Below are 25,061 nucleotides of genomic sequence, written 5' to 3'. Positions count from 1 at the left end.
GACCATCTGTTGTCCGAAGGTCGGTCACTCCTGTCCGGTGTGCGGGGAGTTATCCGCGCAACGCCGAGGCCCCCGGTTCAATACCGGGGGCCTCTGGGGTGGGCTCTGTGGGTGCCTTGTTCGTCGTTCAGGCTGGGCGTTTGCGCGTCGCCTTCTTCGCCGGGGCCTTCTTCGCCGTTGCCTTCTTCGCCGTCGTCTTCCTTGCCGCCGTCTTCTTTGCCGTCGTCTTCTGTGCCGCCGTCTTCTTTGCCGCCCTCGGCTTCAGTTCCGTCACCTCCGCGTCCTCCCCCCGCGCCTCCTTCGCCGCCCGCACGCTGTTCTCCAGGGCCGCCATCAGGTCGATGACCTGGCCTCCGCCCTCCTCGCCCGGCGTCGGAGGCGCCACCGCCTCGCCGCCCTCCGCCTTGGCCGCGATCATCTGCTCCACCGCCGTGCGGTAGTCGTCGTGCAGCGTGTCCAGGTCGACCTCGCCGAGCGTGGCCATCAGGGCGTCCGCCAGGTCGAGTTCCGCCTCCCTGACCGTCACCGGCGTCTCCGGGGCCACGCCCTCCGGCGCCCTGATCTCGTCCGGCCAGAGCAGGCCGTGCATCGCGATCACGTCGTCCACGACCCGCAGCATGCCGAGCCGTTCCCGTCCCCGTAGCGCGAACTTCGCCACCGCCACCTTGTCGCTGCGCTTGAGGGCTTCGCGGAGCAGGGTGTACGGCTTCGCGGCGGGCACGCCGTTCGCCGAGAGGTAGTACGCCGCCTCCATCTGGAGCGGGTCGATCTCCCCCGCCGGCACGAAGGCCACGATCTCGATCGTCTTCGCCGTCGGGAGCGGCAGCGCGGCCAGGTCCTCGTCGGTGATCGGGATCATGGTCCCGTCGGCCTCCTCGTACGCCTTGCCGATATCCGCCGCGGCGACCTCCTGGCCGTCGAGCTCGCACACCTTCTTGTAGCGGACCCGGCCGCCGTCCTCGGTGTGGATCTGGCGGAACGATACGGACCGGCTCTCGGTGGCGTTCACCAGCTTGATCGGGATGCTGACCAGCCCGAAGGAAATGGCGCCGTTCCAGATAGATCGCACGTTTTCGTTCTCTTTCGCGCAGATATTTCCGGTACACGTGGGATTCTCATCGTATGACGCCCATCACAGAGGTGGAGGGGCGGCGCCTGGCGCTCAGCAACCTGGACAAGGTGCTCCACCCGCTCACCGGCACGACGAAGGGCGAGGTGCTCCACTACTACGCCACCGTCGGGGCCGCGATCCTGCCGCATCTGCGCGATCGGCCCGTCTCCTTCCTGCGCTATCCGGACGGCCCCGACGGGCAGCTCTTCTTCACCAAGAACCCTCCGCCCGGCACACCCTCCTGGGTGAACACCACCCCCGTCCCCCGCTCCGAGGACCCCCGGGCCCGGCAGGTCGTGATCCAGGACCTGCCCTCCCTCATGTGGGCCGCGAACCTCGTCGTCGAGTTCCACACGCCCCAGTGGCGCACCTCCTCCCCCGCCGTAGCCGACCGGCTCGTGTTCGACCTCGACCCCGGGCCGCCCGCGACCGTCGTCGACTGCTGCCGGGTCGCCCTCCACCTGCGCGAGCGGCTCGCCGCGGACGGCCTGGAGGCCTTCGCCAAGACCTCCGGCGCCAAGGGGCTGCACCTGCTGGTCCCGGTCGTGCCGACGCCCTCCGAGCTGGTCTCGGCGTACGCGAAGCAGCTCGCCGTCGAGGCGGAGGCCGCCCTCCCCCGGCTCGTCGTGCACCGGATGGCCCGCGCCCTGCGGCCCGGCAAGGTCTTCGTCGACCACAGCCAGAACGCCGCCGCCAAGACCACCGCCACCCCCTACACCCTGCGCGCCCGGGCCCGGCCCACCGTCTCGGCGCCCGTCACCTGGGACGAGGTGGCGGGCTGCGCCGACCCCTCCGCCGATCCGGAGGAGCTCGTTCTGACGATGGACGACATCGCGCCACGTCTGGAGCGGTACGGGGAGCTCTTGGCGCCCCTTTTCGCGCCCTCGCGCGCCGGGGGCGTGCCGTGAAGCCCGTGCGCGGGGGCGGAAGCGGGGAGGGTGGTGGGGGTCGGAGTGGGGGTGGGAGTGGGGGTGAGAGCCTGCGCGGCGGGGGGCTCGTGCTGCCTCCGCCCGTCGACGTCATGCGGCCCCGGTCCGCCGACGAGATCCCCGCCCAGGCGGAGCCGCCGCGGGAGCTCCAGTACTCCCTCAAGCTCGACGGGTTCCGCGCCCTCGCCTTCGTCCTCGACGACGGGAAGGTCGTCCTCCAGTCCCGCTCCCGCCGGGACCTCGCACCCGAGTTCCCCGAGATCACCGCCCACCTGCGCGAGCAGCTGCCGCCCGGGATCGTGCTCGACGGCGAGCTGTGCGCCTACCGCGACGGGCGGCTCAGCTTCACCGACCTGCTCCGCTCGCACGCCGACCGCGTACGGGCCGGGGTGCCCGTCTCGTACATCGCCTTCGACCTCCTCGCCGTGCCGGGGCGGGACGTGCGCGCCCTTCCCCTCCGCGACCGGTGGGAGCTGCTCGGGGCCGCCCTGCGGGAGGCGGAACCGCCCCTCCAGCGCGTCCTCGCCACCCTGGACGAGGAGACCGCCCGGGGCTGGTTCCGCGACCTGCGCGCCGCCGGTGTCGAGGGGCTCGTGGCGAAGTCGCTGAGCTCCGCCTACCGCGCCGGCGGCACCTGGGCCTGGCGCAAGATCCGGCACGCCGATACGAGCGACGGCCTGCTGCTGGGAGTGATCGGCCCGGCCGAGCGGCCCCGGGACCTGCTCGTTCGGCTCCCCGACGGCCGTACGGTCACGACCTCGCCCCGGCTCACCCCCGCACAGTCCCGCCAGGTCGGCTCCCTCGTCGCCGACCGTGCCGGCGCCCTCGCGACCGACCCGGAGCACGGGCCCGTGCGGTGGGTGGAGCCGCCCCTTCCCGTCGAGCTCCGGCAGCTCGCGGGGCGGCACGAGAACGTCGCCTTCGTCCGCATCCGGTCGGAAGGATGAGCGGAGGGACGGATCGGAGGATGCGCGGGAGGGGTGCGGGGGTGCGGTGAGGGGTGGGGGCACGGGCGGAGGTGCGGCGCGCGGGACGGCCGTGGCGAGGGTCGATCGGAGTGGATACCTAGAGCAACCGGGCAGCTCCGCCCCGTACATGGCGCAAAGAGAGCGCAACAAGGCTCCCCCGCGCGGCCGGTGTCGTCGGCACGGCGTTGTTGTCCTTCCTGTGGTGCACACTTGCTCACTGGTACAGCGCTCACGGGGAAGGCGGCCTGGCAATGCTGACGGGGATCGAGGAGGTCGACTGGGCCTCGCTGGGGCACGCCTACGGGCCCGCGGACGACGTGCCGGCGCTGCTCCGCGGACTCGCCTCCGCCGATCCCGCGGAGCGCGAGACCGCCCTCGACGGCATGTACGGCGCGGTGCACCACCAGGGCGACGTCTACGACTCGACGCTCGCCTGCATCCCCTTCCTCCTCGAACTCGTCGCCGACCCCGCCGTCCAGGACCGGGGCGGCATCGTCGAGTTGCTCACCAGCATCGGCGGGATCGAGCTGGACGACGATGAGGAACTGGACGAATTCGACCCGGACGACGAGGAGTTCATACCGGCGGCCAACTACGCGATGGCCGCGGCCGCCATCGCCGCCGGGGCCGACGTGTTCCTCGGGCTCGTCGGGGACCCCGACCCCGAGGTGCGGCTCGCCGCGCCCTGCGCGCTCGCCTCGCTGCACCCCGACCCCGCGCGCGTCCTGACCCTGCTGCGGGAGAGCCTCACCGTCGAGCGGGACACCGAGGTGCGGCTCGCCCTGGTGGCCGCGGTCGGGCGGATCGCCCTGCGCCACGCGTCGCTGCGCTCCGAGACCGTCGAGTGGCTCGACTGGCTGGCCCGCGCCGCGCAGGACCCCGGGCTGCGGCTCGCGGCCCTCGCCCAGCTGGCGCGCTGCGCGCCGGGCGAGATCCCGGACGACATCGTGCGGTGGGTGACGGAGCTCCTGGAGGAGATCAGGACCGCGGCCCACGGGGGCGGTGGGTGTACCGGCGCCGCCGGCGAGGGCGGTACGGGAACCGAGGGCGTACGGCCCGCCACGCCCACGCTCGCCGGACAGGTCAGGGAGCTCCTGGAGGAGCAGGTGGCCGGACGGCCCGCCCCCTGGACCGAGGAGCTGCTGCGGACCCTGCACTCCGCGCTCGACGACCGCGTCGACGACCGGATCGCGCTGATCCTGGCGCAGCTGCGCAGCCCCGACCGGTGGCAGCGGTCGGACGCGATCTGGCTGTGCGGCGGGTTGATCCGGGTGTGGCGCGGGCGGTACGAGGAGATCGTCCGGCTCGTCGGCGCGCAGCTCCACGATCCGGAGCCCCGGCTCCGGGAGGCCGCCACCTCCTTCCTTGAGCGGCTCTTCGAGCTCGGCGGTCCCGCCGCGGACGCGCTCACGAGCCGGCTCACGGCCGGGCCCGCGGGGCCCGGTGCCCGGCGGGACGGCTACGGCGGGCTCGTCGGGCGGTCCGGGCGGGACGGGGCGCTCCTCGCGCTGGCCCGCGCCGGGGACACCCGCGCGGTCCCGCTGCTCGCCCGCGCCCTGGAGGAGCCCGAGGTGCGGCGCGAGCTGCTGTACGCCATGGACGGCCTCGGGCCGGCCGCGGCGGGCCTCGCCCCGCTGCTGCGGCGCCGGCTCGCCGAGGTCGAGCTCGACGAGGGTCTGTTCGACCGGGCGGCGCCGCTGCTCTACGCCCTCGCGGCCGTACGGGGCGGTCAGGCGCTCCCCGAGGTGCTGCGGGTGCTGCGCGGTGCGCCGGAGCACCGGCGCGACTGGGTGCGGGAGGCGGCCCTGCGGACCCTGGCGGCCTTCGGCCCGGCGGCCCGGGAGGCCGTACCGGACCTGCGCGGGCTGCTGACCGCGGAGTCGGCCGCGGTCGCCACGATGGCGGCGCGTGCCCTGTGGGCCGCCGAGGGCGACAGGGGGGACGTGCTGCCGGCCCTGGAGCAGTGGCTGCGGCCCGGTTCCTCGGCCCCGGACTGGTGCTGCGCGGCCCTGTCCCTGGCGGCGATCGGCCCGGCGGCGGCCGGTTCGGCGACCGCCCTCCGGCCGGGGCTCGCCTCCCGTGACCTGTGGGTACGGGTCCGCAGCGCGACGGCCCTGTGGCGGGTCTCCGGCCGCGCCGACGAGGCGCTTCCGGTGCTGCTCGCGGCCTGGGAGGAGAACCGGCACGCGCGCGTGGACATCGCGGAGTGTCTGGCGGAGATGGGCCCCGCCGCGCGGGACGCCCAGCTCACGATCCTCACGGAGCTCACCCGCCGGCGCCGCCACAACGCCCGCGAGGGCGGCTCGGGCAGCCACGACATCCACCAGGACGAGAAGCTCCTGACCCTGTGCAGGGCGGCTCTGGCGAGGATGGAGCGGGGGGCGTTCTAGGTCCTGCCCGGCGGACCTGCCCGGCGGACGGGCCCGACGGACGGGCCCGACGGACGGGCCCGACGGACGGGCCGGGCAGGTCTCGGGGAGCGTCTTGTCGATCAGGGCCCTCTAAGGGGCATGAGGCGACGTCCGGGCGAGCGCCGGATCGGGCTCGTCTCCCCCGGCGTGCGGTGCCTTCGGGTCGTCGCGGACCAGGAAGACCGCGACGAAGGCGAAGACGACCATGAGGATCGTCGCCGACGAGGCCAGGAGCGCCCAGCCGCCCGACTGGGCGGTGACCGCCTCGTCGAGCCCGCCCGACGCCAGGAACGTCGACGGGTCGGTCATCCCGTGCAGCACGATCGCGGTCCAGATCGTCCCGGTCACCCGCATCGACAGGTACATGCAGGTGCCGAAGGCGAAGGTGTACACGACGGTCACGAGCACCGTGCCCAGCTCCATGCCGGACAGCAGGTTGGTGAGGTGCATGAGCGCGAACAGCACCGACGACACGACCATCACGAAGCGCTCGGGGCGTCCGGCGCCCCGGAGCATCCTCACCGTGAGGCCCCGCGTCGCGAGCTCCTCCGCCAGGCCGACGAAGACGCCGAGCAGCAGGATCAGGGCGATCCGGCCCGGATCCCAGGCGTCCCAGCCGGTGCCGCCGACGTGCCCGACGACGGCGAGCAGGACGAGGGCGGGCGCGATCCACATCCAGCGCCGGCCCCGTACGCTCTGGCGGCCGAAGACGTCCCGCAGCCAGCCGGCCGCGGCGGTGAGGCCGACCAAGGCCAGGGTGCCGATCGCGACCGGCAGGACGAGCGCGAAGAAGATGCTGCCGCCCGTCCCGAGCACGTCGTCGGTGTCGATCTCGTCCCCGGCGAAGAGGCCGATGAGCTGTCCGACGAGCAGGTAGAAAACCAGGTAGGCGACGATCACCAGGATCGCTTTCCCTGTCGTCGGACGGTCGAAGAACCGCCTCACCCAGGATGTGCGCCGTTCGCCGGTCCGGTGTGTCATGCCGTCTCCCCGCCCTCGCCGTGTCCATCTGTGTGTGCACGCTCGCGCACACAGCAGTACAGAGCGCTTGTTCCCGCATGTAACGTGCAGATAAGCGGTCGATTCGCCCAATCGAACAATAGGCCAATCGGGACGCGGGCAGTGCCACGACCCCGCCGCTCCCCGCCGAGAGGCAGGGGGAAGTTCTCTCCGCATAGGGTCCGCATAGGGTCCGCATAGGGTCGGCATCGGGCCGGCATCGGGTCGGCGGGACACCGGACCGCCGTGACGGAGGAGCAGCGCGTGAGACCGCAGGCCGCAGCCACCTTGGGAGTGGCCGGAGTCCTGTGCGCGCTCGCCGCGGTGACCGGCTGCGGCGGCGCGGAGGGCGGGCTCAAGAGCGCCGGGCCCACGCCCACCGCCGTCGGGCCCGTACGGCTCTGGCCCGAGCTGCCGCCCGCAACCGACCCGCCGATCGACTACGGCGAGTCGGACACCCAGCGCGTCCCCGGCGTGAAGGTGCCGGACAACGACGTCCACGGCGTCACCCCCGCGGCCGTCGTCCTCGCCGAGGTGCGGGCGCACCCCGACACGTACTCCGGCGCGGACGGTCTGTACGAGGAGACCGCCCGGGCGATCGAGGACTGCGCCGCGAAGCCCGCCGGGTGTCCCGTCCTGCGGCCGTACTACCGCGACCTCACCGGCAACGGGCGGGACGAGCTGATCGTCGGGATCCGGATGCCCGACCAGCAGGTCGGGGTGCGGGTCTACCTCGCCGAGAACGGCGGTCTCACCCGGATCATGTCCACCGTCGACCAGGTCATCAGCGTGGAGCTGGCCGGCCGGGACCTGATCATGCGGGTGAGTTCGGCCGGCATCCCCGGGTACGAGTACCGCACCGCCTGGTCCTGGGACGAGCAGCAGCACAGCATGCTGCCCACCCGGGACGAGATCGTGCGCGTGAAGCCGCCCGGCACCGGGGCGTCGGTCGCGCCGCCCGCGCCGAAGCTCGTGAGCCCGACGGCCACGCCCCCCGGGCCGGCGCCGGTGCCCGCGCCCGTCCCCCTGCCCGTGGAGCCGGGGCCGTGAGAGCGCCCCGGCTGCCCGCCTGGACCGCGACCCTCACCTGGAAGGCCGCGGTCTTCATCGCGGTCATGTGCTGCGCGCTCGCCGCGCTGCTCGGCATCCTCGTCCACGTCTCGGTGACCGGTCAGACCGTGCACGACGCGCGGGAGAAGGCCCTCACGCGGCTCACCGAGGTCAGCCGGCTCTACGAGGCGGGCGAGCCGCTCCCCCGGTTCTCCGGCATCGACCCGGCCGGACTCCCGGACTCGCTGCGGGCGCTCGCCGCCCGGGGCGAGCGCGGCACGATGGTCGCGAACCACGAGGGCCGGCCGACGATGTGGGCGGCGGGCCCCGCGGACGGCCGGGCGCTCGCCGTCCGGTTCGACTACACGCAGAGCGCCGAGACGATCGACGGGCTCGACCGGTCGATCCTCGGCTCCTCCGTCCTCGCGATCGGCGCGACGCTGCTCGTCGGCGCCTTCGCCGTCACCCGGGTCACGCGCCGCCTGCACCTCACGGCCCAGGTGGCCCGCCGGATCAGCGCCGGTGACCTGGACGCGCGCGTCAACGACCCCCGTACCGAGGACCCTTCCCGCCCGCAGGACGAGGTGGCGACGGTCTCCGGGGCGCTCGACACGATGGCCTCCTCGCTCCAGCGGAAGCTGCAGAGCGAGCAGCGGTTCACCGCCGATGTCGCGCACGAGCTGCGGACCCCGCTCACCGGGCTCTCGGCCGCCGCCGAACTGCTGCCGGACGGGCGGCCGTCGGAGCTCGTCCAGGACCGGGTGAAGGCGATGCGCGACCTCACCGAGGACCTCCTGGAGATCTCCCGGCTCGACGCCCGCAACGAGACCGTGGACCTGGCGGTGCACGAGCTCGGCCCGCTCGTCGCGCGGACGGTCCGCGCCTCGGGCACGCCGACGGAGGTGCGGGTCGCCCGGGACGCCACCGTGGAGACGGACCGGCGGCGCCTGGAGCGGGTCCTCGGCAATCTGATCGCCAACGCGCACAAGCACGGGGCCCTTCCGGTGGTGGTGACGGTGGACGGGCCGACGGTGACCGTGCGGGACCACGGGCCGGGCTATCCCGAGTACCTGCTGGAGTCGGGGCCGCAGCGGTTCCGTACCGAGAGCGGGGGCAAGGGGCACGGGCTCGGGCTGACGATCGCCGTGGGGCAGGCGGAGGTGATCGGGGCGGAGCTGGTGTTCGCGAACGACGCGGACCGCGGCGCCGTCGCCCGGCTGCGGCTTCCCGAGTACGTGCGCCTCGCCGAAGCCGAGCCCGGGTCCGAGCCCGGCTCCGGCTCCGAGCCCGGCCCCGGCTCCGAGTCCGGTCCCGGCTCCGAGTCCGGTCCTGGGTCCGGTCCCGGGTCCGGCTCCGAGCCCGGTCCCGGGTCCGAACGCGATCCCGGCCCCGGTCCCGTCCCGGAGGACTGAACAGCACCACACGGCACACCGTCACACAAAAGGGACATACGGCATACCGCTTGCTACGTTGCGGACCATGACCACACCGCGCTCGGACGCTCCCCCTCCCGGGGTCCGCATCCCGAAGCGCCGCGGCGTGGAACTCTCCCTCCTCGTCTGCGCCGTCCTCATCTCCGTCTACGGCTACGCCGCCGTCGGCCTCGCCCGCAGCGGCGCCGTGCCGCCGGACGCCGCCCGCTACGGCGCCGGGCTCGGACTGCTCGCACTCCTCGCCCATCTCGCGGTCCGCTTCCGCGCCCCGTACGCCGATCCGCTGCTGCTGCCGATCGCGGTCCTGCTCAACGGCCTCGGCCTGGTGCTGATCTACCGCCTCGACCTGGAGACGCCGAAGGACCAGGCGGCGGCGACCCAGCTGGTCTGGTCGACGCTCGGGGTCACGCTCTTCATCGTGGTCGTCCTGCTGCTGCGCGACCACCGCACGCTCCAGGGGTACGCGTACGTCTCCGTGGCCGCCGCGCTCGCCCTGATGATCCTGCCGATCTTCTTCCCCGCCGTGAACGGCGCCAAGATCTGGATCAGGATCGGCGGGCTCTCCTTCCAGCCCGGGGAGTTCGCGAAGATCCTGCTCGCCGTCTTCTTCGCCGCGTACCTCGCAGCGAACCGCAACGCCCTCGCGTACACCGGCCGCCGGATCTGGAAGTTCCAGTTCCCCACGGGCCGGGTGCTCGGGCCGATCGTGGCGATCTGGCTGCTGAGCGTCGGCGTCCTCGTCCTGGAGCGGGACCTCGGCACCTCCCTGCTCTTCTTCGGCCTCTTCGTGATCATGCTGTACGTGGCGACCGGCCGGACCGGCTGGATCGCGGTCGGCCTCGTCCTGGCCTCCGCCGGTGCCTTCCTCGTCGGCTCGCTCGAACCGCACGTGCACGGCAGGGTGCAGGACTGGCTCGACCCCTTCGCCTCGATCCGGGCCGGCGACGGACCGGGGCAGCTCGCGCAGTCGCTGTTCGCCTTCGCCGCCGGCGGCATGCTCGGGACCGGGCTCGGGCTCGGGCACTCGATCCTCATCGGCTTCGCCGTGAAGTCGGACTTCATCCTGGCGACGGCGGGCGAGGAGCTCGGGCTCGTCGGCCTCACCGCGCTCTTCCTCCTGTACGCGCTCCTCGTCGCCCGCGGCTACCGCGCCGGCCTCTCGCTGCGCGACCCCTTCGGGCGGCTGCTCGCGATCGGACTCGCCTCGATCGTGGCGCTCCAGGTCTTCGTCATCGCGGGCGGAGTGATGGGGCTGATCCCGCTCACCGGCATGGCGATGCCGTTCCTGGCCCAGGGAGGCTCGTCGGTGGTCACCAACTGGGTGATCGTGGCGCTCCTCATCCGGGTCAGCGACTCGGCCCGCGCGCCGCAGCCGGACTCGGCCGACACCGGGACGCTCGCCCCGGTCAGCGAGGACGCCCGGTGATCCGGTACGCCGAGAAGGGCGCCGCCCCGTGACCCCGTACGCCCGGAAAGGCGCCGCCCCGTGATCCGGTACATCCGGCGGGCCGCCGCCCTCTGTCTCGTCCTGCTGGTCGCGCTGCTCGTCAACGCGGCCCGCGTCATGGTCTTCGAGGCCGAGGAGCTCGACGACAACCCGGCCAACCGGCGGATCTCCATCGACCGGTACGCGGAGCCGCGCGGCGAGATCGTCGTCGACGGGAAGCCGGTGACCGGCTCGCGGGACAGCGGACAGCAGCTGCGCTGGGAACGGACCTACCGGCAGGGCCCGTTGTACGCACCGGTGACCGGCTACGCCTCCCAGACGTACGGCACGACGCTCGTCGAGCACGCCGAGGACGCGGTCCTCGGCGGGACGGACCCGATGCTCGCGCCGCTGCCCCTCTGGAACGACCTCACCCGGGGCCGACAGCCGGGCGGCGACGTCCTGACGACGGTCCGCGCCCCGATGCAGGAGGCCGCCTACCGGGGGCTCGACGGGAAGCGCGGCGCGGTCGTCGCCGTCGAGCCGTCCAGCGGCCGGATCCTGGCGCTCGTCAGCTCGCCCTCGTACGACCCCGGGGTCCTCTCGGGGACGGGCGGCGAGGTCAAGGCCGAGTGGAAGCGGCTCAACTCCTCGCCGAACCAGCCGATGCTGAACCGGGCGCTGCGCCAGACGTACCCGCCCGGCTCCACCTTCAAGATCGTGACGGCCGCGGCGGCCCTGGACGCGGGGGTGGTGCGGGACGTCGACGCGCCGACCGACACCCCGGACCCGTTCGTCCTGCCGGGCACCCGGCAGGTGCTGCCGAACGAGGCGCGGGGGTGCGGGGACGCGTCCCTCGCGTACGCGATCCAGTGGTCGTGCAACACGGTGATGGCCGGGCTCGGGGTGGAGGTCGGGCTCACCGGGATGGTCGACGCGGTGGAGCGCTTCGGCTTCAACGACACGGGCCTCCGGGTGCCGTCCTGGGTCGCGAAGTCCAACTTCGACCGGGCGATGAGCCCGGACCAGCTGGCGCTCTCGTCGATCGGGCAGTTCGACACGACGGCGACCCCGCTCCAGATGGCGATGGTCGCGGCGGCCGTGGCCAACAACGGGGAGATCGCCCAGCCGTACCTCGTCGAGCGCACCACGACCTCCGGCGGGACGACGGTGGACCGCACGGGCCGCCGCAGCTACCGGCAGGCGATGAACCCCTCGACGGCGATGCAGCTCCAGCGACTGATGGTGCGGGCGGTCGAGGACGGCACAGGCACGAACGCGGCGATCCCCGGGGCCCGGGTCGGCGGCAAGACCGGCACCGCGCAGCACGGCTTCGGCAACACCGGCACCCCGTACGCCTGGTTCATCGCCTGGGCGCAGGCGGAGGGCACGGCCCAGCCGGCCGTCGCGGTGGCGGTCGTCGTCGAGGACGCCGAGGCGGCCCGTACCGACATCAGCGGGGGCGGCAGCGCGGCCCCCATCGCGCGGGCCGTGATGCAGGAGGCGCTGCGACTGGAGGAGGAGGCACGGGGGTAGGCCGACGGGTGCCCGTGGGGCCTGTCCGACCCGCCGCCCCTCGCCCGGTGCGCCCTACTCCGCGGCCGCCCCCTCCTCGATCGCCTCCTCCACCTCCGCGACCCGCGCCCGCTCCTCCGCCGCGAAGCGCTCCGCGTCGAGCCGCTCCGCGATCTCCTCGTCCTGGGTCATCAGGAGGTCGAGGTTGGAGTCGCCGAGGTCGAAGACGCCCATGTCCAGATAGGCCTTCTGGAGGCGCTCGCCCCACAGGCCGATGTCCTTCACGCAGGGGACGATCCGGCTGAAGAGGAGCTTCCGGAAGAGCTGGAGGAACTCGCTGCGCTCGCTCAGCTCCTCGGCCTCGGCCTTGGGGATGCCGAAGTTCTCCAGGACCTCGACCCCGCGCAGCCGGTCGCGCATCAGGTAGCAGCCCTCGATCACGAACTCCTCGCGCTCGCGAAGCTCCGCGTCCGACAGCTGTCCGTAGTAGTCGCGCAGGGCCATCCGGCCGAAGGCCACGTGCCGGGCCTCGTCCTGCATGACGTACGCGAGGATCTGCTTGGGCAGCGGCTTGTCGGTGGTGTCGCGGATCATGCCGAAGGCGGCGAGCGCGAGGCCCTCGATGAGGACCTGCATGCCGAGGTAGGGCATGTCCCAGCGGGAGTCGCGCAGGGTGTCGTCGAGCAGGCCCTTGAGGTTGTCGTTGATCGGGTAGAGCATCCCGATCTTCTCGTGGAGGAAACGGCCGTAGATCTCGGCGTGCCGGGCCTCGTCCATGGTCTGGGTGGCGGAGTAGAACTTGGCGTCCAGGTCGGGGACGGACTCGACGATCCGGGCGGCGCAGATCATGGCGCCCTGCTCGCCGTGGAGGAACTGGCTGAACTGCCATGAGGCGTAGTGCCGGCGCAGGTCGCCCTTGTCCTTCTCGGTCATCTTCGCCCAGTGGCGGGTGCCGTAGAGGTTGAGGACCTCGTCGGGGGTGCCGAGCGGGTCGTACGGGTCGACGTCGAGGTCCCAGTCGATCCGGGTGGCGCCGTCCCACTGCTTGTCCTTGCCCTTCCGGTAGAGGGCGAGGAGGCGCTCGCGGCCGTCCTCGTACTCCCAGGAGAACCGGGCCGCACCGCCCGCCGGCACCTGCCAGACGGGTCCGGCGGGGGCGTTCACGTAAAGGTCGTGCGTCGACACTGACGACTCCTTCCGTCCGTTTCCAGCAGGCTCACACGTTGGTAGACGGGTGGTCAACAAGTCGCGCGCAAGGGATTGACGGCGTTACTGACGGGCAGTCTCATAAGGGTGACCCCCGGTAATGGATCCGGCGACGCGACGGCGAGTGCAGCGAGGTGCCCTCCACCATGACCCCCTTCACCGAGCCCGACTTCGGCCTCCTCCGGGACGCCCTGGGGCCGCTGCGCGACCGCGAACAGGTCGCCGAGCGGCTCCTGGAGTCCTCCCGCAAGCACTCCTACGACCCGGACACCGAGCTGGACTGGGACGCCCCCTTCGAGGACGGCAAGTGGTTCTGGCCGCCCGAGCTCGTCTCCCTCTACGACACCCCGCTGTGGCGCCGGATGTCCGAGGAGCAGCGGATCGCGCTCTCCCGCCACGAGGCGGCCTCGCTCGCCTCGCTCGGCATCTGGTTCGAGATCATCCTGATGCAGCTGCTCGTCCGGCACATCTACGACAAGTCCCTGACCAGCCATCACGTCCGGTACGCGCTCACCGAGATCGCCGACGAGTGCCGGCACTCGATGATGTTCGCCCGGCTCATCCAGCAGGGCGGCACCCCGGCGTACCCCGTCCCGCGGCTCTACCACAACCTCGCGCGCCTCCTGAAGACCGTCTCCACGACCCCCGGATCCTTCGCCTCCACCCTGCTCGGGGAGGAGATCCTCGACTGGATGCAGCGGCTGACCTTCCCGGACGAGCGGGTGCAGACCCTCGTCCGCGGGGTGACCCGGATCCATGTGGTCGAGGAGGCCCGTCACGTCCGGTACGCCCGCGAGGAGTTGCGCCGCCAGATGGCGACCGCCCCGCGCTGGGAGCGGGAGTTCACCCGGCTGAGCTGCGGCGAGGCGGCCCGCGTCTTCTCCACCTGCTTCGTCAACCCGCAGGTGTACGAGGCCGTGGGCCTGGACCGGCGCGAGGCCGTCGCCCAGGTGAAGGCGAGCGGGCACCGGCGCGAGGTCATGCAGTCGGGCGCCAAGCGGCTGACGGACTTCCTCGACGACATCGGCGTACTGCGCGGGGCGGGCCGCCGCCTCTGGAAGTCCTCGGGGCTGCTGGCCTGACGGGGGCGGGGAGGGGAGCCGGGTCGGGAGCCGATCGGGAGCCGGGTCCGGAGCAGGGTCGGAAGCCGGTCGGGAGCCGGGTCCGGAGCAGGGTCCGGAGCCGGTCCGGAGCCGCGTCCCGAGCAGGGGCGGAAGCCAGTCGGGAGCCGGGTCCGGAGCCGGTTTGGGACGGGCCGCCTGACCGGCGCGTTCCGCGGTTACGCTGCGGAGCATGACGAGCGCCGCCACACCCGCGTACCGCAGGCTCAGTGTCGAGGAGCGGCGCGGCCAGCTCCTCGACGCCGCCCTGGAGCTCTTCGCCCACCGGACGCCCGAGGACGTCTCGCTCGACGACGTCGCCGAGGCGGCCGGCGTCTCGCGGCCCCTCGTCTACCGCTACTTCCCGGGCGGCAAGCAGCAGCTGTACGAGGCCGCCCTGCGCTCCTCCGCCGACGCCCTGAACCACTGCTTCACCGAGCCGCCGGTCGGCGCGCCGACGGAGCGGCTCGGCCGGGTGCTCGACCGGTACCTGACCTTCGTCGACGAGCACGACGCCGGTTTCAGCGCCCTGCTGCGGGGCGGCAGCGTCGCCGAGACCTCGCGGACCACCGCGATCGTGGACGAGGTGCGGCGGGCCGCCGCCGAGCAGATCCTCGTCCACCTCGGGGTGGCGCGGCCGGGCCGCCGGCTCTCGATGCTGGTGCGGACGTGGATCGCGGCCGTGGAGGCCGCCTCGCTCATCTGGCTCGACGAGGAGAAGCAGCCCCCGGCGCGCGAGCTGCGGGAATGGCTGGTCGACCATCTCATCGCCCTCCTCGCGGCGACCACGGCGAGCGACGAGGAGACGGCGGCGGTCGTCAGCCGCCTCCTCGCGCAGGAGACGCCCGAGGGTCCGGTGGCCGCGCTCGCCCGCAAGGTGATCCCCGTGGTGGGCGAGGCGGCCCATCTGCTGTGAGCCGATGGGGGGCTCCCGGCGGCCAGGGGTGAGACTGGAGGGGTGAGAAGCGAGAACACGCCCTTCCGCGGCGGCCCCCTCGACGGCCGGGTCCTGCCGATCCTGGTCGGTCCGACCGGCCACCCGCCGAAGTGGTACGAGGTGCCGGTCCCGGCCCACGACGGACGCCCGCCGATGCTGCACGCGTACCGGCGCGAGCCCGCGGGCCACACGAAGCGGCTCGGGATCCAGCGCGGCTGGGTCTATGAGTACGTCCCCGAGGGCCGCGAGCGGCGCGAGTTGAAGTGGCCGTGGTCCAAGCCGAGCGGCGGGACGGACGGCGGTGCCGGCGGCGCGGCGCGGCCGACCGATGCTGAGCCGAACGGGTGAGCACGCCGAGCGCGACCCGATTCGTACGGTAATCGGATGAAGTGACACGTCATCATCCCCCTGGAGGTGGTGACGTGTCGCGAAGGCTGCTGCGTACGGTCTGCACGGGGGCGCTGGCCGCTGCGACGGCCCTCACGGGGGTGGTCCCGGCGGCGGGCGCGGGACCGACGGATCCACCCGTGGACCCGTCGGCACAGGCCCCGATCGCCTGGGCGGACCCGGCAGCGGAACCGGTCGGCCCGGTGGATCCGGAGGCCGGGACCGGGACGGGGACCGGAACCGGGGGCGATCCAGTGGCTCCGACCGCAGAGGCACCACCGGCACCACCGGTGACCCCGGACGCACCGGACGCACCGGACGCACCGGACGCACCGGAAACTCAGACCGACCCGGACGCGCAGACCGATCCCACGACCCCACCCACCACCCCCGTCGGCGACGACGCCTCCGCGCTGCCACCCCCCGGCGGCGACTCCGTCGCCGGGCTCCTCACGCGCCTGCGGACGCTCTACCGGCAGGCCGAGGAGGCCACCGAGCGGTTCAACGCCGCCGAGGAGGCACTCAAGGTCCAGGCCGCCGACACCAAGAAGGTCACCGCCCGGCTCATCGCCGCCCGGACCGACCTCGCCCGGGGCCGGGCCGCGGCCGGACGGCTCGCCAGGGAGCAGTACCAGGGCAGGGGCGCGCTCGCCTCGCTTCCCCCCTCCCTCCAGATGCTCTTCGCGCAGGACCCCCAGTCGGCCCTGGACCAGGGGCGGCTGCTCGCCCGGGCGGCCCGCGACCGGGCCGGGACCGTCGCGCGGCTCGAAGGGGCCGAGCGGCGGGCGGACACGCTCGCGAGCACGTCGCGCAAGGCCCTCGACCGGCAGCAGTCCCTCGCCGCCGCACAGCGCACCCGGCGCGACGAGGTGACGGCGAAGCTGCGCGAGGTCGAGAAGCTGCTCGCGTCCCTCTCCCCCGAGCAGCTCACCCGGCTCACCGAACTGGAGCGGGTCCAGACCGCGGGCGCGCAGCGCGAACTCCTCGACTCCGGCGCCCTGGACGGCCTGCGCACCCCGTCCCGGGCGGGCGCGGAGGCCCTGCGCTTCGCGGTGGGGCAGATCGGCAAGCCGTACGTATGGGGGGCCGAGGGCCCGGAGTCGTACGACTGCTCGGGGCTGACCCAGCAGGCGTGGGCGGCGGCGGGGCGGGAGATTCCGCGGACGAGCCAGGAGCAGTGGGCGACGCTGCCCCGGGTGTCGCTGTCCGAGCTCCGCCCGGGCGACCTGGTGGTCTACTTCCCGGGCGCCACCCATGTGGCGCTCTATCTCGGCGAGGGCCTGGTGGTGCAGGCGCCGCGGCCCGGCGGGAAGGTGAAGGTCTCCCCCGTCGCGGCGAACCCGCTGCTCGGCGCGGTCCGCCCCGATCCGGGCGGGGACGCCCTGGAGAAGTACGCGCCACCGGCGCTTCCGGAGGGGGCCACGGACGGCGGGGACGAGGGGTACGACCGCCCGTGAACTCCCCTTCATGGCAGGCCCCTTGCCTCACTACGTAATAAGCGAGAAGCTCTTCGGGTCCTTACAATCACCCGCCCCGGACCGGGAGCCCCGCCATGCCCAAGCTGCTGCCGGACACCGGCCCCCAGCGCACCCTCGCCGCCTCGAACTTCGTCTACACCGTCGGCAGCGGCCTCTTCCTGACCGCCGGGGTCCTGTACTTCACCCAGGCCGTGCACCTCCCGGCCGCCACCGTCGGGCTCGGGCTCGGCATCGCCGGGCTCCTCTCACTGGCCGTGGGCATCGCCGTCGGCCATCTCGCGGACCGGCACGGAGCCCGCACCGTCTACGCGACGACGCTGGTCGTGCAGGCCGTGGCCACGGCGGGCTTCGTCCTCGCGGACGGCTTCTGGCCGTTCGTGCTCGCCGTCTCGACGGCCACCGGGGCGAAGGCGGCCGGACTCGCCGCCCGCGCGCCGCTGATCCGGCACTACGGCGGCGACCGGCCGCAGGAGTTCCGCTCCTATCTGCGGGCCGTCACCAACGTCGGCATCTCCCTCGGGGCGCTGCTCGCGGGCTGGGCCGTCCAGGTCGGCACCCTCGACGCGTACCGGATCCTGGTCGCGGGGAACGCGCTCGCGTTCGCGGCCGCCGCGGCCGTCCTGGTCCTCCTGCCGCCCGTCGCCCCCGAGCCCGCCGCCGCGGGGCCCCGCCGGATCGCCCTGCGGGACCGGCCGTACCTCGTACTCACCGCGCTCGACGGCATCATGGCCATCCAGTTCAAGGTGCTCACGGTGGCCGTGCCGCTCTGGCTCGTCGGGTCCACGACCGCGCCGCACTGGCTGGTGTCGGGCGCGATGCTCGCCAACACCGTCATCGTCGTCGGACTCCAGGTCCGGGCGAGCCGCGGCATCGACTCGCCCCGGGCCGGCGGCCGCGCCTACCGTCGCGCCGGGGCGGCCTTCCTCGCCTCCTGCGGTCTGGTCTCGCTCTCCGCGGGCGTCCCGGCGTGGGCGGCGGTCGCCCTGCTCCTGACCGGCGTGGTGGTCCACACGGTCGGTGAACTCTGGCACTCGGCGGGCGGCTTCGAGGTGTCCTTCGCGCTCGCCCCGCGCCACGCGACCGGCCAGTACCTGGGCGTCTTCGGCCTCGGCGCGGGCCTCTCCGAGGCCGTCGGCCCCGGGCTCCTGATCGCCCTCTGCATCACCTGGGGGCGCCCCGGCTGGTTCGTCATCGGCGCCCTCTTCGCGGTCGCGGGACTCCTGACCCCGCTCGCGGTCCGCCGGGCGGAGGCGAGCCGCGTCCCCGCGCCCACATCCGCCCCCGCACCCACAGCCGTAGCCCTGCCTGCGCCCGCCGTTCGCCGGACCGTCACTCGAACAGGGCGATGACCCCGCGGATCCAGACCCCGACCGTCACGGTGACGCCGAGGAAGGCCCCGATCGCCGCGACGACCGCCGACCCCCGGCTGCCCCCGTCCGGCACCTCGTGGTACTCGTCGTCCTCCAGGGGAATCGGGTCGCCCCAGGCGACCGCCCGCCCCACCGCCTCCGAACAGGCCGTCCTCACCGCGACCAGCTGCCCCTCGGCGAAGGCCGTGCCGGCCAGCGCCTCGGGGCCGCTCCAGGCGAGGGCCTTCATCCGCCACCCGGGAGACCCGTACCGCTCCTCGAAGGCGGCGGTCTCGACCACGTCCCGGTCCTCTTCGAGGTACATCCAGCGCCCCGCCTCGGCCGCGTCGCCGTACAGCCGGTAGACCTCGGCCAGACGTCGGCGGAGGGTCAGGTCGTACGGGAAGGACGAGACGAGGCCGCGCAGACGCTGGCGCGCCATCGGCACGCGGCCCGCGGCCCGCGGCCAGGTCCGCGTCCACGCGGTCCAGGGTGTTCGAGAGGGACATGCCCGCATCATCGAACACCCTGAACCGGAATCCCGAATCCTTTTTCGACCGGAGACCTGCCGCCGGAGACGGCAGACCCGGAAGCCGGAGCTCAGAGCTCAGAGCTCAGAGCTCAGAGCTCAGAGCTCAGAGACTGGAGCTCGGAGACTGGAGGCCGAAGACCGGCGGCCTTTGGTCAGCCGCCCGCGACCTCCGCCAGGTACGCGGCCGTCTTCTCCGGGTCGAAGAAGAAGTTCTCGAAGTCGGACGGGTCGTTGAAGCCGTTCGCGAAGCGGTCGGCGACCGGCTGGAGCTCGCCCGCGGCGCCGATCAGCTGGAGGACGTGCTCCGGCGGGACGCCCAGCATCGCGTTCGTCCACTTGGTGACGTGCTGCGCGGTGTCCCAGTAGCGGTCGAAGGTGGCCTGCATCCACGCCTCGTCGAAGGGCTTGTCGCCGTGCTCGACGATCGCGTCGAGGTACGCGGCGGCGCACTTGGACGCCGAGTTGGAGCCCTGGCCCGTGATCGGGTCGTTGGCGACGACGACGTCGGCGACGCCGAGGACGAGCCCGCCGCCGGGCAGCCGGCCGATCGGGTTGCGGACGGTCGGCGCGTACCGGCCGGCGAGGGTGCCGCCCGCGTCCGTCAGCTCGACCTTGGTGGCCCGCGCGTACTCCCAGGGCGTGTACTTCTCCATCAGCTCCAGCGTCAGCGCCAGGTGCTCGGAGGGGTCCTTGATGCCCTGGAAGACGTCGACGGGGCCGCCGGGGACGCCTTCCCAGAAGAGGATGTCGGCGCGGCCGCCGGTCGTCAGGGTCGGCATGACGAAGAGCTCACCGACGCCCGGGACCAGGTTGCAGCGGACCGCGTCGAAGTCCGGGTGCTCGGGGCGCGGGCCGAGGCCGTGGACGTACGCGACGGCGAGCGCCCGCTGCGGCTCCGCGTACGGCGAACGGGACGCGTCCCGGCCGAACATGGAGACCAGCTCGCCCTTGCCCGCCGCGACGAGCACCAGGTCGTAGTTGCGGGAGAAGTAGTCCAGGTCGCCCACGGCGGCGCCGTGTATGACGAGCTGGCCGCCGCGCTGGGCGAAGGTCTCCATCCAGCCGGCCATCTTCACGCGCTGGTCGACCGACTGCGCGTAGCCGTCGAGCTTGCCGACCCAGTCGATCGCGCGGCCGGCGTCGGGGGCGGCGACGGAGACGCCGAGGCCCTCCGTCCGGGGGGCCTGCGACTCCCAGAAGTTGAGGCCGAGGTCCCGCTCGTGCTGGAGGGCCGTGTCGAACATGCACTGCGTGGACATGACGCGCCCGGCGCGGATCTCGTCCGCCGTCCGGTTCGACATGAGGGTGACCTCGTACCCCTGCGTCTGAAGTCCGAGGGCGAGCTGCAGACCGGACTGGCCGGCGCCGACTATGAGTATCTTCCGCATGGGTGGTGCTCCTGGCGACTGTGAGAACTGCTCGTGCGAACTATTCGGGGGTGGCTTCGAGCGCGTGCGCGACCATGGAGAGCAGGGTCTCGACGACGCTGTAGCGCTTGCGCGCGTCCATGATCACCACCGGCACGTCCGGGGAGACCGTCAGGGCCTCCCTGACGTCCTCCGGCTCGAAGCGTTCGGTGCCCTCGAAGTGGTTGACGGCCACGATGTACGGGAGGCCGCAGCTCTCGAAGTAGTCCAGGGCCGGGAAGCAGTCGGTCAGCCGGCGCGTGTCGGCGAGCACGATCGCCCCGATCGCGCCGCGCACCAGGTCGTCCCACATGAACCAGAAGCGCTGCTGTCCCGGCGTACCGAAGACGTACAGCACGAGGTCGTTGTCGAGGGTGATCCGGCCGAAGTCCATCGCCACCGTGGTGGTGAGCTTGTCCGGCGTGGACGTGAGGTCGTCGGTGTCCTCGCTCGCCCGGGTCATCAGCGCCTCGGTCTGGAGCGGAGTGATCTCCGAGACCGCGCGGACGAAGGTGGTCTTGCCGACGCCGAAGCCGCCCGCGACCACGATCTTCGTCGCTATCGGGGCCCGGGTGTGGTCGAGCTGCCAGTCCTGGGCGCCGTCCTCGGTATCGAGCAGGGGATCCTCGGCCCGCGGCTGGACGGGGATGCCGGCGACGGCCGGCGAGTCGGAGACGGCGGTGGCGTCAGAGACGACGGAGTCCACTCAGCACCCTTTCGAGGAGCGCGCGGTCGGGCTGGCCGGTGCCGTGACCGGTCCCGTACACACGGATCTTTCCCTGGTCGGCCAGGTCGCTGAGCAGCACCCGGACGACACCCAACGGCATCTTCAGGAGTGCCGAGATCTCCGCGACCGTACGCATCCGGCGGCAGATCTCGACGATGGCCCGCATCTCCGGCATCAGACCGCGGGCTGCGGGCCCGCCGTCCGTCAGGACCTTGCGCACGGGGGCCGCTTCGAGGGCGGCCACGAAGGTCTCGACGAGCAGGACGTGGCCGAAGCGGGTCCGGCCGCCGGTCAGCGAGTACGGGCGGACGCGCGAGGGGCGCCGCCCGTCGCCGCGGACCGGCAGTTTGTGGGCGTGAAAGGCGGCGGACGCGGACACGGACGTCACTGGGTGCTCTCCATCACTGGGTGCTCTCCATCGATTTGCGCAGCTCACTGCGGACTTCGGGGGTGAGTACGTGTCCGGCGCGGCCCACGAAGAGCGCCATGTGGTACGCCACGACGCTCATGTCGCAGTCGGGCGTGGCGTGGACGCCGAGCAGCGAACCGTCGCTGATCGACATCACGAAGACGCTGCCCTCCTCCATCGCCACCATGGTCTGCTTGACCCCGCCGCCGTCCATCAGCCGGGCCGCACCGATGGTGAGGCTGCCGATGCCCGAGACGATGGTGGCCAGGTCGGCGCTGGAGCCGCGCGGCCCGTCGGGACGGCCGGCGTCGGCGGCGGCCGTCGTGGCCAGCTGGGTGGCCGGGTCGGACGAGAGCAGCATCAGCCCGTCGGAGGAGACGACGGTGACCGAGCGGACTCCCGGTACCTCCTCCACGAGATTGCCCAGCAGCCATTGCAGGTTGCGGGCCTCCGTGCTCAGTCCGAACGTTCCCGTCGCAGTCAACTGCGTGCCTCCTCGACTGTGTCCCCCGTCATCTCCTCTGTACGTGCAGGCCTTACGGCGTCTATCCGCCCCGTGTCCATCTCCGCCTCGACGTCCCGGCGGCCGGCCTTGGCACCTTGGTGGAATCCGCCGAGCCGACGGCGCAGGGCCTCGGCGTCCACGCCTCCCTGACGGGGGGTGGTGGGGGCTTCGGCCTTGCGGATCACCTGCGGGGTGCGCTTGGGGAGTCCCTTGTCGGTGACCCGCTCCCACTGCGCGGTGCGCGGGCCGGGAACCGGCTGGTCGGCGACCGGTTCGGGGGCCGGGGCCGCGGGGGCCGCCGGGACGGACGGGGCCGGGGGCTCGATGTGGGCGCCGGCAAGGGCGTCCCCGTCGGCGGCGCGCTCGTGGGCGTCCGGCTCGGGCTGCGGGTCGGGCAGCCGGACCTGGAGCGTGGTCTCGGAGATCGACTCCACGAACGCGGCGGGCTCGGGCTCGGGTTCCGGTTCGTACGTCTCCTGCTGCGCGGGCTCGTACGTCTCCGCGGGCGCGGCTTCGTAGGTCTCCGCGGGCGCGGCTTCGTACGTCTCCGCCTGCGTCCGGACGCCTGTCGTGCTCGCCGCCTCCGTCTGCGCCTCCGCCTCCGCCTCGAGGAACGCGCGCTCGGCGGCCTCCACCAGCGGGTCGCGGGTCCGGGACGGCAGGGTGTTGGAGTTGGCCTCCGCCGCCGAGCCGGGCAGGTGGAGCGTGGGCGCCGTGCCCGGCACCCGTACCGGCTGCGGCACGGCCGCCGGAGGGGCCGTGGGCAGCAGGGGCAGCGGCAGGACCACGACGGCCGCGATGCCGCCGGGCTTCTGCTCGCGCAGCTGGACGCGGACGCCGTGGCGGGCGGCCAGCAGGGCGGTCACCCGCATGCCGAGGCCGTCGCCCTCGAAGGCGTCCGGGTCGGCGTCGGCGAGGCGCGCGTTGAGCTCGGTGAGCCGGGAGTCGGTCATGCCGATGCCCGCGTCCTGGACGGAGAGCATGACCTCGCCGGTCTCCAGGAGCCAGCCGGAGAGCTGGACCTCGGCGTCGGGCGGCGAGAACGACGTGGCGTTCTCCAGGAGCTCGGCGACCAGGTGGCTCAGGTCGTCGGCGGCGAAGCCCGCGATCTGGGCGTGCGGGGGCAGGGACTGGATGGTGACGCGCTCGTACCGCTCGATCTCGCTGACGGCGGCGCGCAGCACGTCGACCAGCGGGACGGGCCCGGCGTGGCCGTGGACGTGCTCGTGGCCGGCGAGGACGAGGAGGTTCTCGCTGTGGCGGCGCATGACGGTCGCCAGGTGGTCGAGCTTGAAGAGCGTCGCGAGGCGGTCCGGGTCCTGCTCGCGCTCCTCCAGCTTCTCGATGACGCCGAGTTGTCGCTCGACGAGCCCGAGGCTGCGCAGCGAGAGGTTGACGAAGGTGTGGTGGATGGTGCCCTTGAGGCGTTCCAGGTCGGCGGTGAGGAGGGCGACCCGGCCCTGGAGCTCGGCTCGCTGGGCGGCGATCTCCGCGCCGAGCGTCTCCTTGGCGGCGGCGAGCTCGGCGTGCTCGCCGGTGAGCCGGTCGCTGTGGGCGGCGAGGCCGGAGAGCTTGCCGTGCAGGGTGTTGAGGGAGCGGACGACCTGCGCGAACTCGTCGTTGCGGCCGGTGAAGCGGACCGGCTCCTCACCGTGCGGCTCGGGTGCCGCGGCGAGCCGGGCGGCGCCGATGCGCAGCACGGCGAGCGGCCGGGTGAGGGTGCGCGCGACGTACGTGGAGATGCCGATCGCGACGAGGAGGCAGCCGCCGAGGAACGCGATGCGCAGTTCGAGGGCGGTGACGTCGTCGTCCCGGAGCGCGGCGAGGTGCTCGACCCGCTCGGCGGCGAGGCGGGACTCGACGCCGCGCATCTGCTCGATACGGGCGGAGAGCGCGGCCTCCAGGTCGGTCGGGTCCGTGCCGCGCTCGGCCTCGGTCAGCCGGGGCTGGTCGGTGAGGGAGGCGAGCGCGAGCTCGGCGGTCTTGACGTCGGGGCCGGTGACGGTGGCCGCGAGCGCGTCTCGGGCGGCGGTGCCGGCGGCCTGGTCGAAGTCGCCGAGGGCGGCGAGTTCGCGGACGCGGGCCTGCTGGGCGCCGGCGGTGAGGGCGTCGCGGGCCCGGTCGGCCTCGGCGGTGCCCTCGGGCACGTCGGCGACGTAGGTGCCGGTCTGCGGGTCGTAGTGGACGTCCCCGGTGGGCTCGGGCTGCGGCACGGAGAGCGCGGCGACGAGCAGGCCGCGGGCGGCGGAGGCCTGTTCGACGGCGCGGCCGAGGGCCGCGGGGGCGCGGGTGGCCTCGGTGAGCGCGGAGTCGGCGGCGCGCGGCGGGGTCTTCTCGGCGAGCTCGTCGGAGAGGGCCTGGAGCTTGGTGATGACGTCCGAGTACGCCTTGTGGGCCTCCAGGGCCGTGCCCTTGCCCGTGAGGGCGGTGCGGCGGATGGAGGGGACGCCGGCGAGATCCCGGCGGAGCTCGGTGGCGGCCGCGGGGCGGATCTCGTCGATCTGGCGGTCGACGCGGGCGGACCGGGCGTCGGTGATCTGCCGCTTCTTCTTGGCGTCGCCGGTCTGCGCGTCGCGGCCCGCGGCGATGTAGGCGACGACCTCGTCGCGCTCGTCGGCGAGGGAGTGCGCGAGGGTGACGGCCTGCCGGTCGAGCTCGGCGAGGGTGACCAGGCGCTGGGAGTCGGTGAGGTCGGCGGAGGCGGTGAGGATCGCGGGGGTGCCGGCGACGAGGACGGTCACGCCCACGAGGGCGACACCGGCGACCAGGCGGTTGCGGACGCGCTTGGCGCGGCCGGCCGGGGGCTGCGCGGGGAGCGTCGCGGCGGTCTCCGAGGGGTGGCCGCCGGTGGACGCCGCGGCGCTGCCGACCGGGGTCGGCGGTACACCGGGGGTCTGGCTCCGCGCGCCGTTCTTGCTCCGAGGCCGCTTCTTCTCCACCGGTGCTCGCATTCTTGACTCGTCCGCCCACAAAGCAGAGGTGACGACCGGTCACGTGGAGCGCCCCCACCCCTGGTACGGCTTCCGACCATTCCAGCGCTTCTGGGAAGGGGGCGCGCATCGGCCGCTCCGCCACCCGAACGAGTGAACAACACTCATGAGTTGGCGAACAACTCCCCGGGGCGGGGCTCACGGGCCTCCGTGGACCCCCGGTTGGATCTTCCGCGCGGGCTTTGGCAGGATG

20 protein-coding genes and 1 pseudogene are annotated in these 25,061 nt (G+C 73.3%); 12 read left to right on the top strand and 9 right to left on the bottom strand.

Annotated features, from left to right (window positions below; translation table 11 throughout):
• Positions 1-127: 127 nt before the first annotated feature.
• Positions 128-1,069 carry a Ku protein gene (locus ASC82_RS09235; protein WP_056644080.1) on the bottom strand — a complete coding sequence of 314 codons (942 nt, stop codon included), beginning with the start codon at positions 1,067-1,069 and terminating at the stop codon, positions 128-130.
• 53 nt (positions 1,070-1,122) lie between these two features.
• Between ASC82_RS09235 and ligD the strand changes: the two genes are divergently transcribed.
• The 3 genes from ligD to ASC82_RS09220 all read left to right on the top strand — a co-directional run bounded on the left by ligD (position 1,123) and on the right by ASC82_RS09220 (position 5,398).
• Positions 1,123-2,019, top strand: coding sequence for a non-homologous end-joining DNA ligase (ligD, locus tag ASC82_RS09230; protein ID WP_056644078.1), 897 nt, complete (start codon positions 1,123-1,125; stop codon positions 2,017-2,019).
• An 89-nt stretch (positions 2,020-2,108) separates the two neighbouring features.
• Positions 2,109-2,987, top strand: coding sequence for a DNA ligase (locus ASC82_RS09225; protein ID WP_242427616.1), 879 nt, complete (start codon positions 2,109-2,111; stop codon positions 2,985-2,987).
• A gap of 272 nt (positions 2,988-3,259) precedes the next feature.
• Positions 3,260-5,398 (top strand): hypothetical protein, encoded by a 2,139-nt coding sequence (locus tag ASC82_RS09220; RefSeq protein ID WP_056644076.1) that lies wholly within the window; start codon positions 3,260-3,262, stop codon positions 5,396-5,398.
• Positions 5,399-5,509: 111 nt separating this feature from the next.
• On the opposite strand, the gene ASC82_RS09215 is transcribed toward ASC82_RS09220, so the two are convergent.
• Complete coding sequence (locus ASC82_RS09215; protein ID WP_079039167.1) at positions 5,510-6,400, bottom strand: type II CAAX endopeptidase family protein; 891 nt, start codon at positions 6,398-6,400, stop codon at positions 5,510-5,512.
• Positions 6,401-6,682: 282 nt separating this feature from the next.
• Between ASC82_RS09215 and ASC82_RS09210 the strand changes: the two genes are divergently transcribed.
• The 4 genes from ASC82_RS09210 (at position 6,683) to ASC82_RS09195 (ending at position 11,863) form a co-directional block, all read left to right on the top strand.
• The gene (locus ASC82_RS09210) at positions 6,683-7,468 is read left to right on the top strand and encodes a hypothetical protein (protein WP_056644075.1); all 786 of its coding nucleotides are present in this window, start codon (positions 6,683-6,685) and stop codon (positions 7,466-7,468) included.
• A 65-nt stretch (positions 7,469-7,533) separates the two neighbouring features.
• Entirely contained in the window at positions 7,534-8,880 is a 1,347-nt protein-coding gene (locus tag ASC82_RS09205) for a HAMP domain-containing sensor histidine kinase (RefSeq protein WP_107105871.1), read from the top strand.
• A gap of 67 nt (positions 8,881-8,947) precedes the next feature.
• The gene (locus ASC82_RS09200; protein ID WP_056644071.1) at positions 8,948-10,327 is read left to right on the top strand and encodes an FtsW/RodA/SpoVE family cell cycle protein; all 1,380 of its coding nucleotides are present in this window, start codon (positions 8,948-8,950) and stop codon (positions 10,325-10,327) included.
• Between the two features lie 60 nt (positions 10,328-10,387).
• A complete protein-coding gene (locus ASC82_RS09195; RefSeq protein WP_056644069.1) occupies positions 10,388-11,863 on the top strand; it encodes a penicillin-binding transpeptidase domain-containing protein in 1,476 nt (491 codons plus the stop codon).
• A 54-nt stretch (positions 11,864-11,917) separates the two neighbouring features.
• Here the strand turns inward: ASC82_RS09195 and ASC82_RS09190 are convergent, their stop codons facing one another.
• On the bottom strand, positions 11,918-13,027 hold the full coding sequence (locus tag ASC82_RS09190) for a ferritin-like domain-containing protein (RefSeq protein WP_056644067.1): 1,110 nt from the start codon (positions 13,025-13,027) through the stop codon (positions 11,918-11,920).
• 167 nt (positions 13,028-13,194) lie between these two features.
• Here ASC82_RS09190 and ASC82_RS09185 point away from each other — a divergent pair, with 167 nt between their 5' ends.
• From ASC82_RS09185 to ASC82_RS09165, 5 genes are all read left to right on the top strand, one after another.
• Positions 13,195-14,130, top strand: coding sequence for a diiron oxygenase (locus ASC82_RS09185; RefSeq protein WP_056644065.1), 936 nt, complete (start codon positions 13,195-13,197; stop codon positions 14,128-14,130).
• A 211-nt stretch (positions 14,131-14,341) separates the two neighbouring features.
• Positions 14,342-15,064, top strand: a complete 723-nt coding sequence (locus tag ASC82_RS09180; RefSeq protein WP_056644063.1) for a TetR/AcrR family transcriptional regulator — start codon at positions 14,342-14,344, stop codon at positions 15,062-15,064.
• 42 nt (positions 15,065-15,106) lie between these two features.
• Positions 15,107-15,433, top strand: coding sequence for a hypothetical protein (locus ASC82_RS09175; protein WP_056644061.1), 327 nt, complete (start codon positions 15,107-15,109; stop codon positions 15,431-15,433).
• A gap of 74 nt (positions 15,434-15,507) precedes the next feature.
• On the top strand, positions 15,508-16,929 hold the full coding sequence (locus tag ASC82_RS09170; RefSeq protein ID WP_056644059.1) for a C40 family peptidase: 1,422 nt from the start codon (positions 15,508-15,510) through the stop codon (positions 16,927-16,929).
• Between the two features lie 95 nt (positions 16,930-17,024).
• Entirely contained in the window at positions 17,025-18,299 is a 1,275-nt protein-coding gene (locus tag ASC82_RS09165) for an MFS transporter (RefSeq protein ID WP_056644056.1), read from the top strand.
• On the opposite strand, the pseudogene ASC82_RS09160 reads toward ASC82_RS09165, so the two are convergent.
• The 6 genes and pseudogenes from ASC82_RS09160 to ASC82_RS09135 form a co-directional block, all read right to left on the bottom strand.
• Positions 18,280-18,808: pseudogene (locus tag ASC82_RS09160) on the bottom strand (DUF6584 family protein). The gene ASC82_RS09165 and the pseudogene ASC82_RS09160 sit on opposite strands and share 20 nt — an antisense overlap.
• 175 nt (positions 18,809-18,983) lie before the next feature.
• A complete protein-coding gene (locus ASC82_RS09155) occupies positions 18,984-20,219 on the bottom strand; it encodes a styrene monooxygenase/indole monooxygenase family protein (protein WP_056644054.1) in 1,236 nt (411 codons plus the stop codon).
• A 40-nt stretch (positions 20,220-20,259) separates the two neighbouring features.
• On the bottom strand, positions 20,260-20,886 hold the full coding sequence (locus ASC82_RS09150) for an ATP/GTP-binding protein (protein WP_241775998.1): 627 nt from the start codon (positions 20,884-20,886) through the stop codon (positions 20,260-20,262).
• Positions 20,887-20,923: 37 nt separating this feature from the next.
• Positions 20,924-21,343, bottom strand: coding sequence for a DUF742 domain-containing protein (locus ASC82_RS09145; RefSeq protein ID WP_056644895.1), 420 nt, complete (start codon positions 21,341-21,343; stop codon positions 20,924-20,926).
• Between the two features lie 22 nt (positions 21,344-21,365).
• Positions 21,366-21,857 carry a roadblock/LC7 domain-containing protein gene (locus ASC82_RS09140; protein WP_056644052.1) on the bottom strand — a complete coding sequence of 164 codons (492 nt, stop codon included), beginning with the start codon at positions 21,855-21,857 and terminating at the stop codon, positions 21,366-21,368.
• The gene (locus ASC82_RS09135) at positions 21,854-24,829 is read right to left on the bottom strand and encodes a nitrate- and nitrite sensing domain-containing protein (protein WP_079039166.1); all 2,976 of its coding nucleotides are present in this window, start codon (positions 24,827-24,829) and stop codon (positions 21,854-21,856) included. Before ASC82_RS09135 ends, ASC82_RS09140 begins: the two co-directional genes overlap by 4 nt.
• Between the last annotated feature and the right edge of the window lie 232 nt (positions 24,830-25,061).

It is taken from the genome of Streptomyces sp. Root431 (assembly GCF_001426585.1).
GTDB lineage: Bacteria > Actinomycetota > Actinomycetes > Streptomycetales > Streptomycetaceae > Streptomyces > Streptomyces stackebrandtii.
The sequence above is the reverse complement of the archived record's forward strand: the minus strand, read 5'-3'. Positions and strand labels throughout refer to the sequence as shown.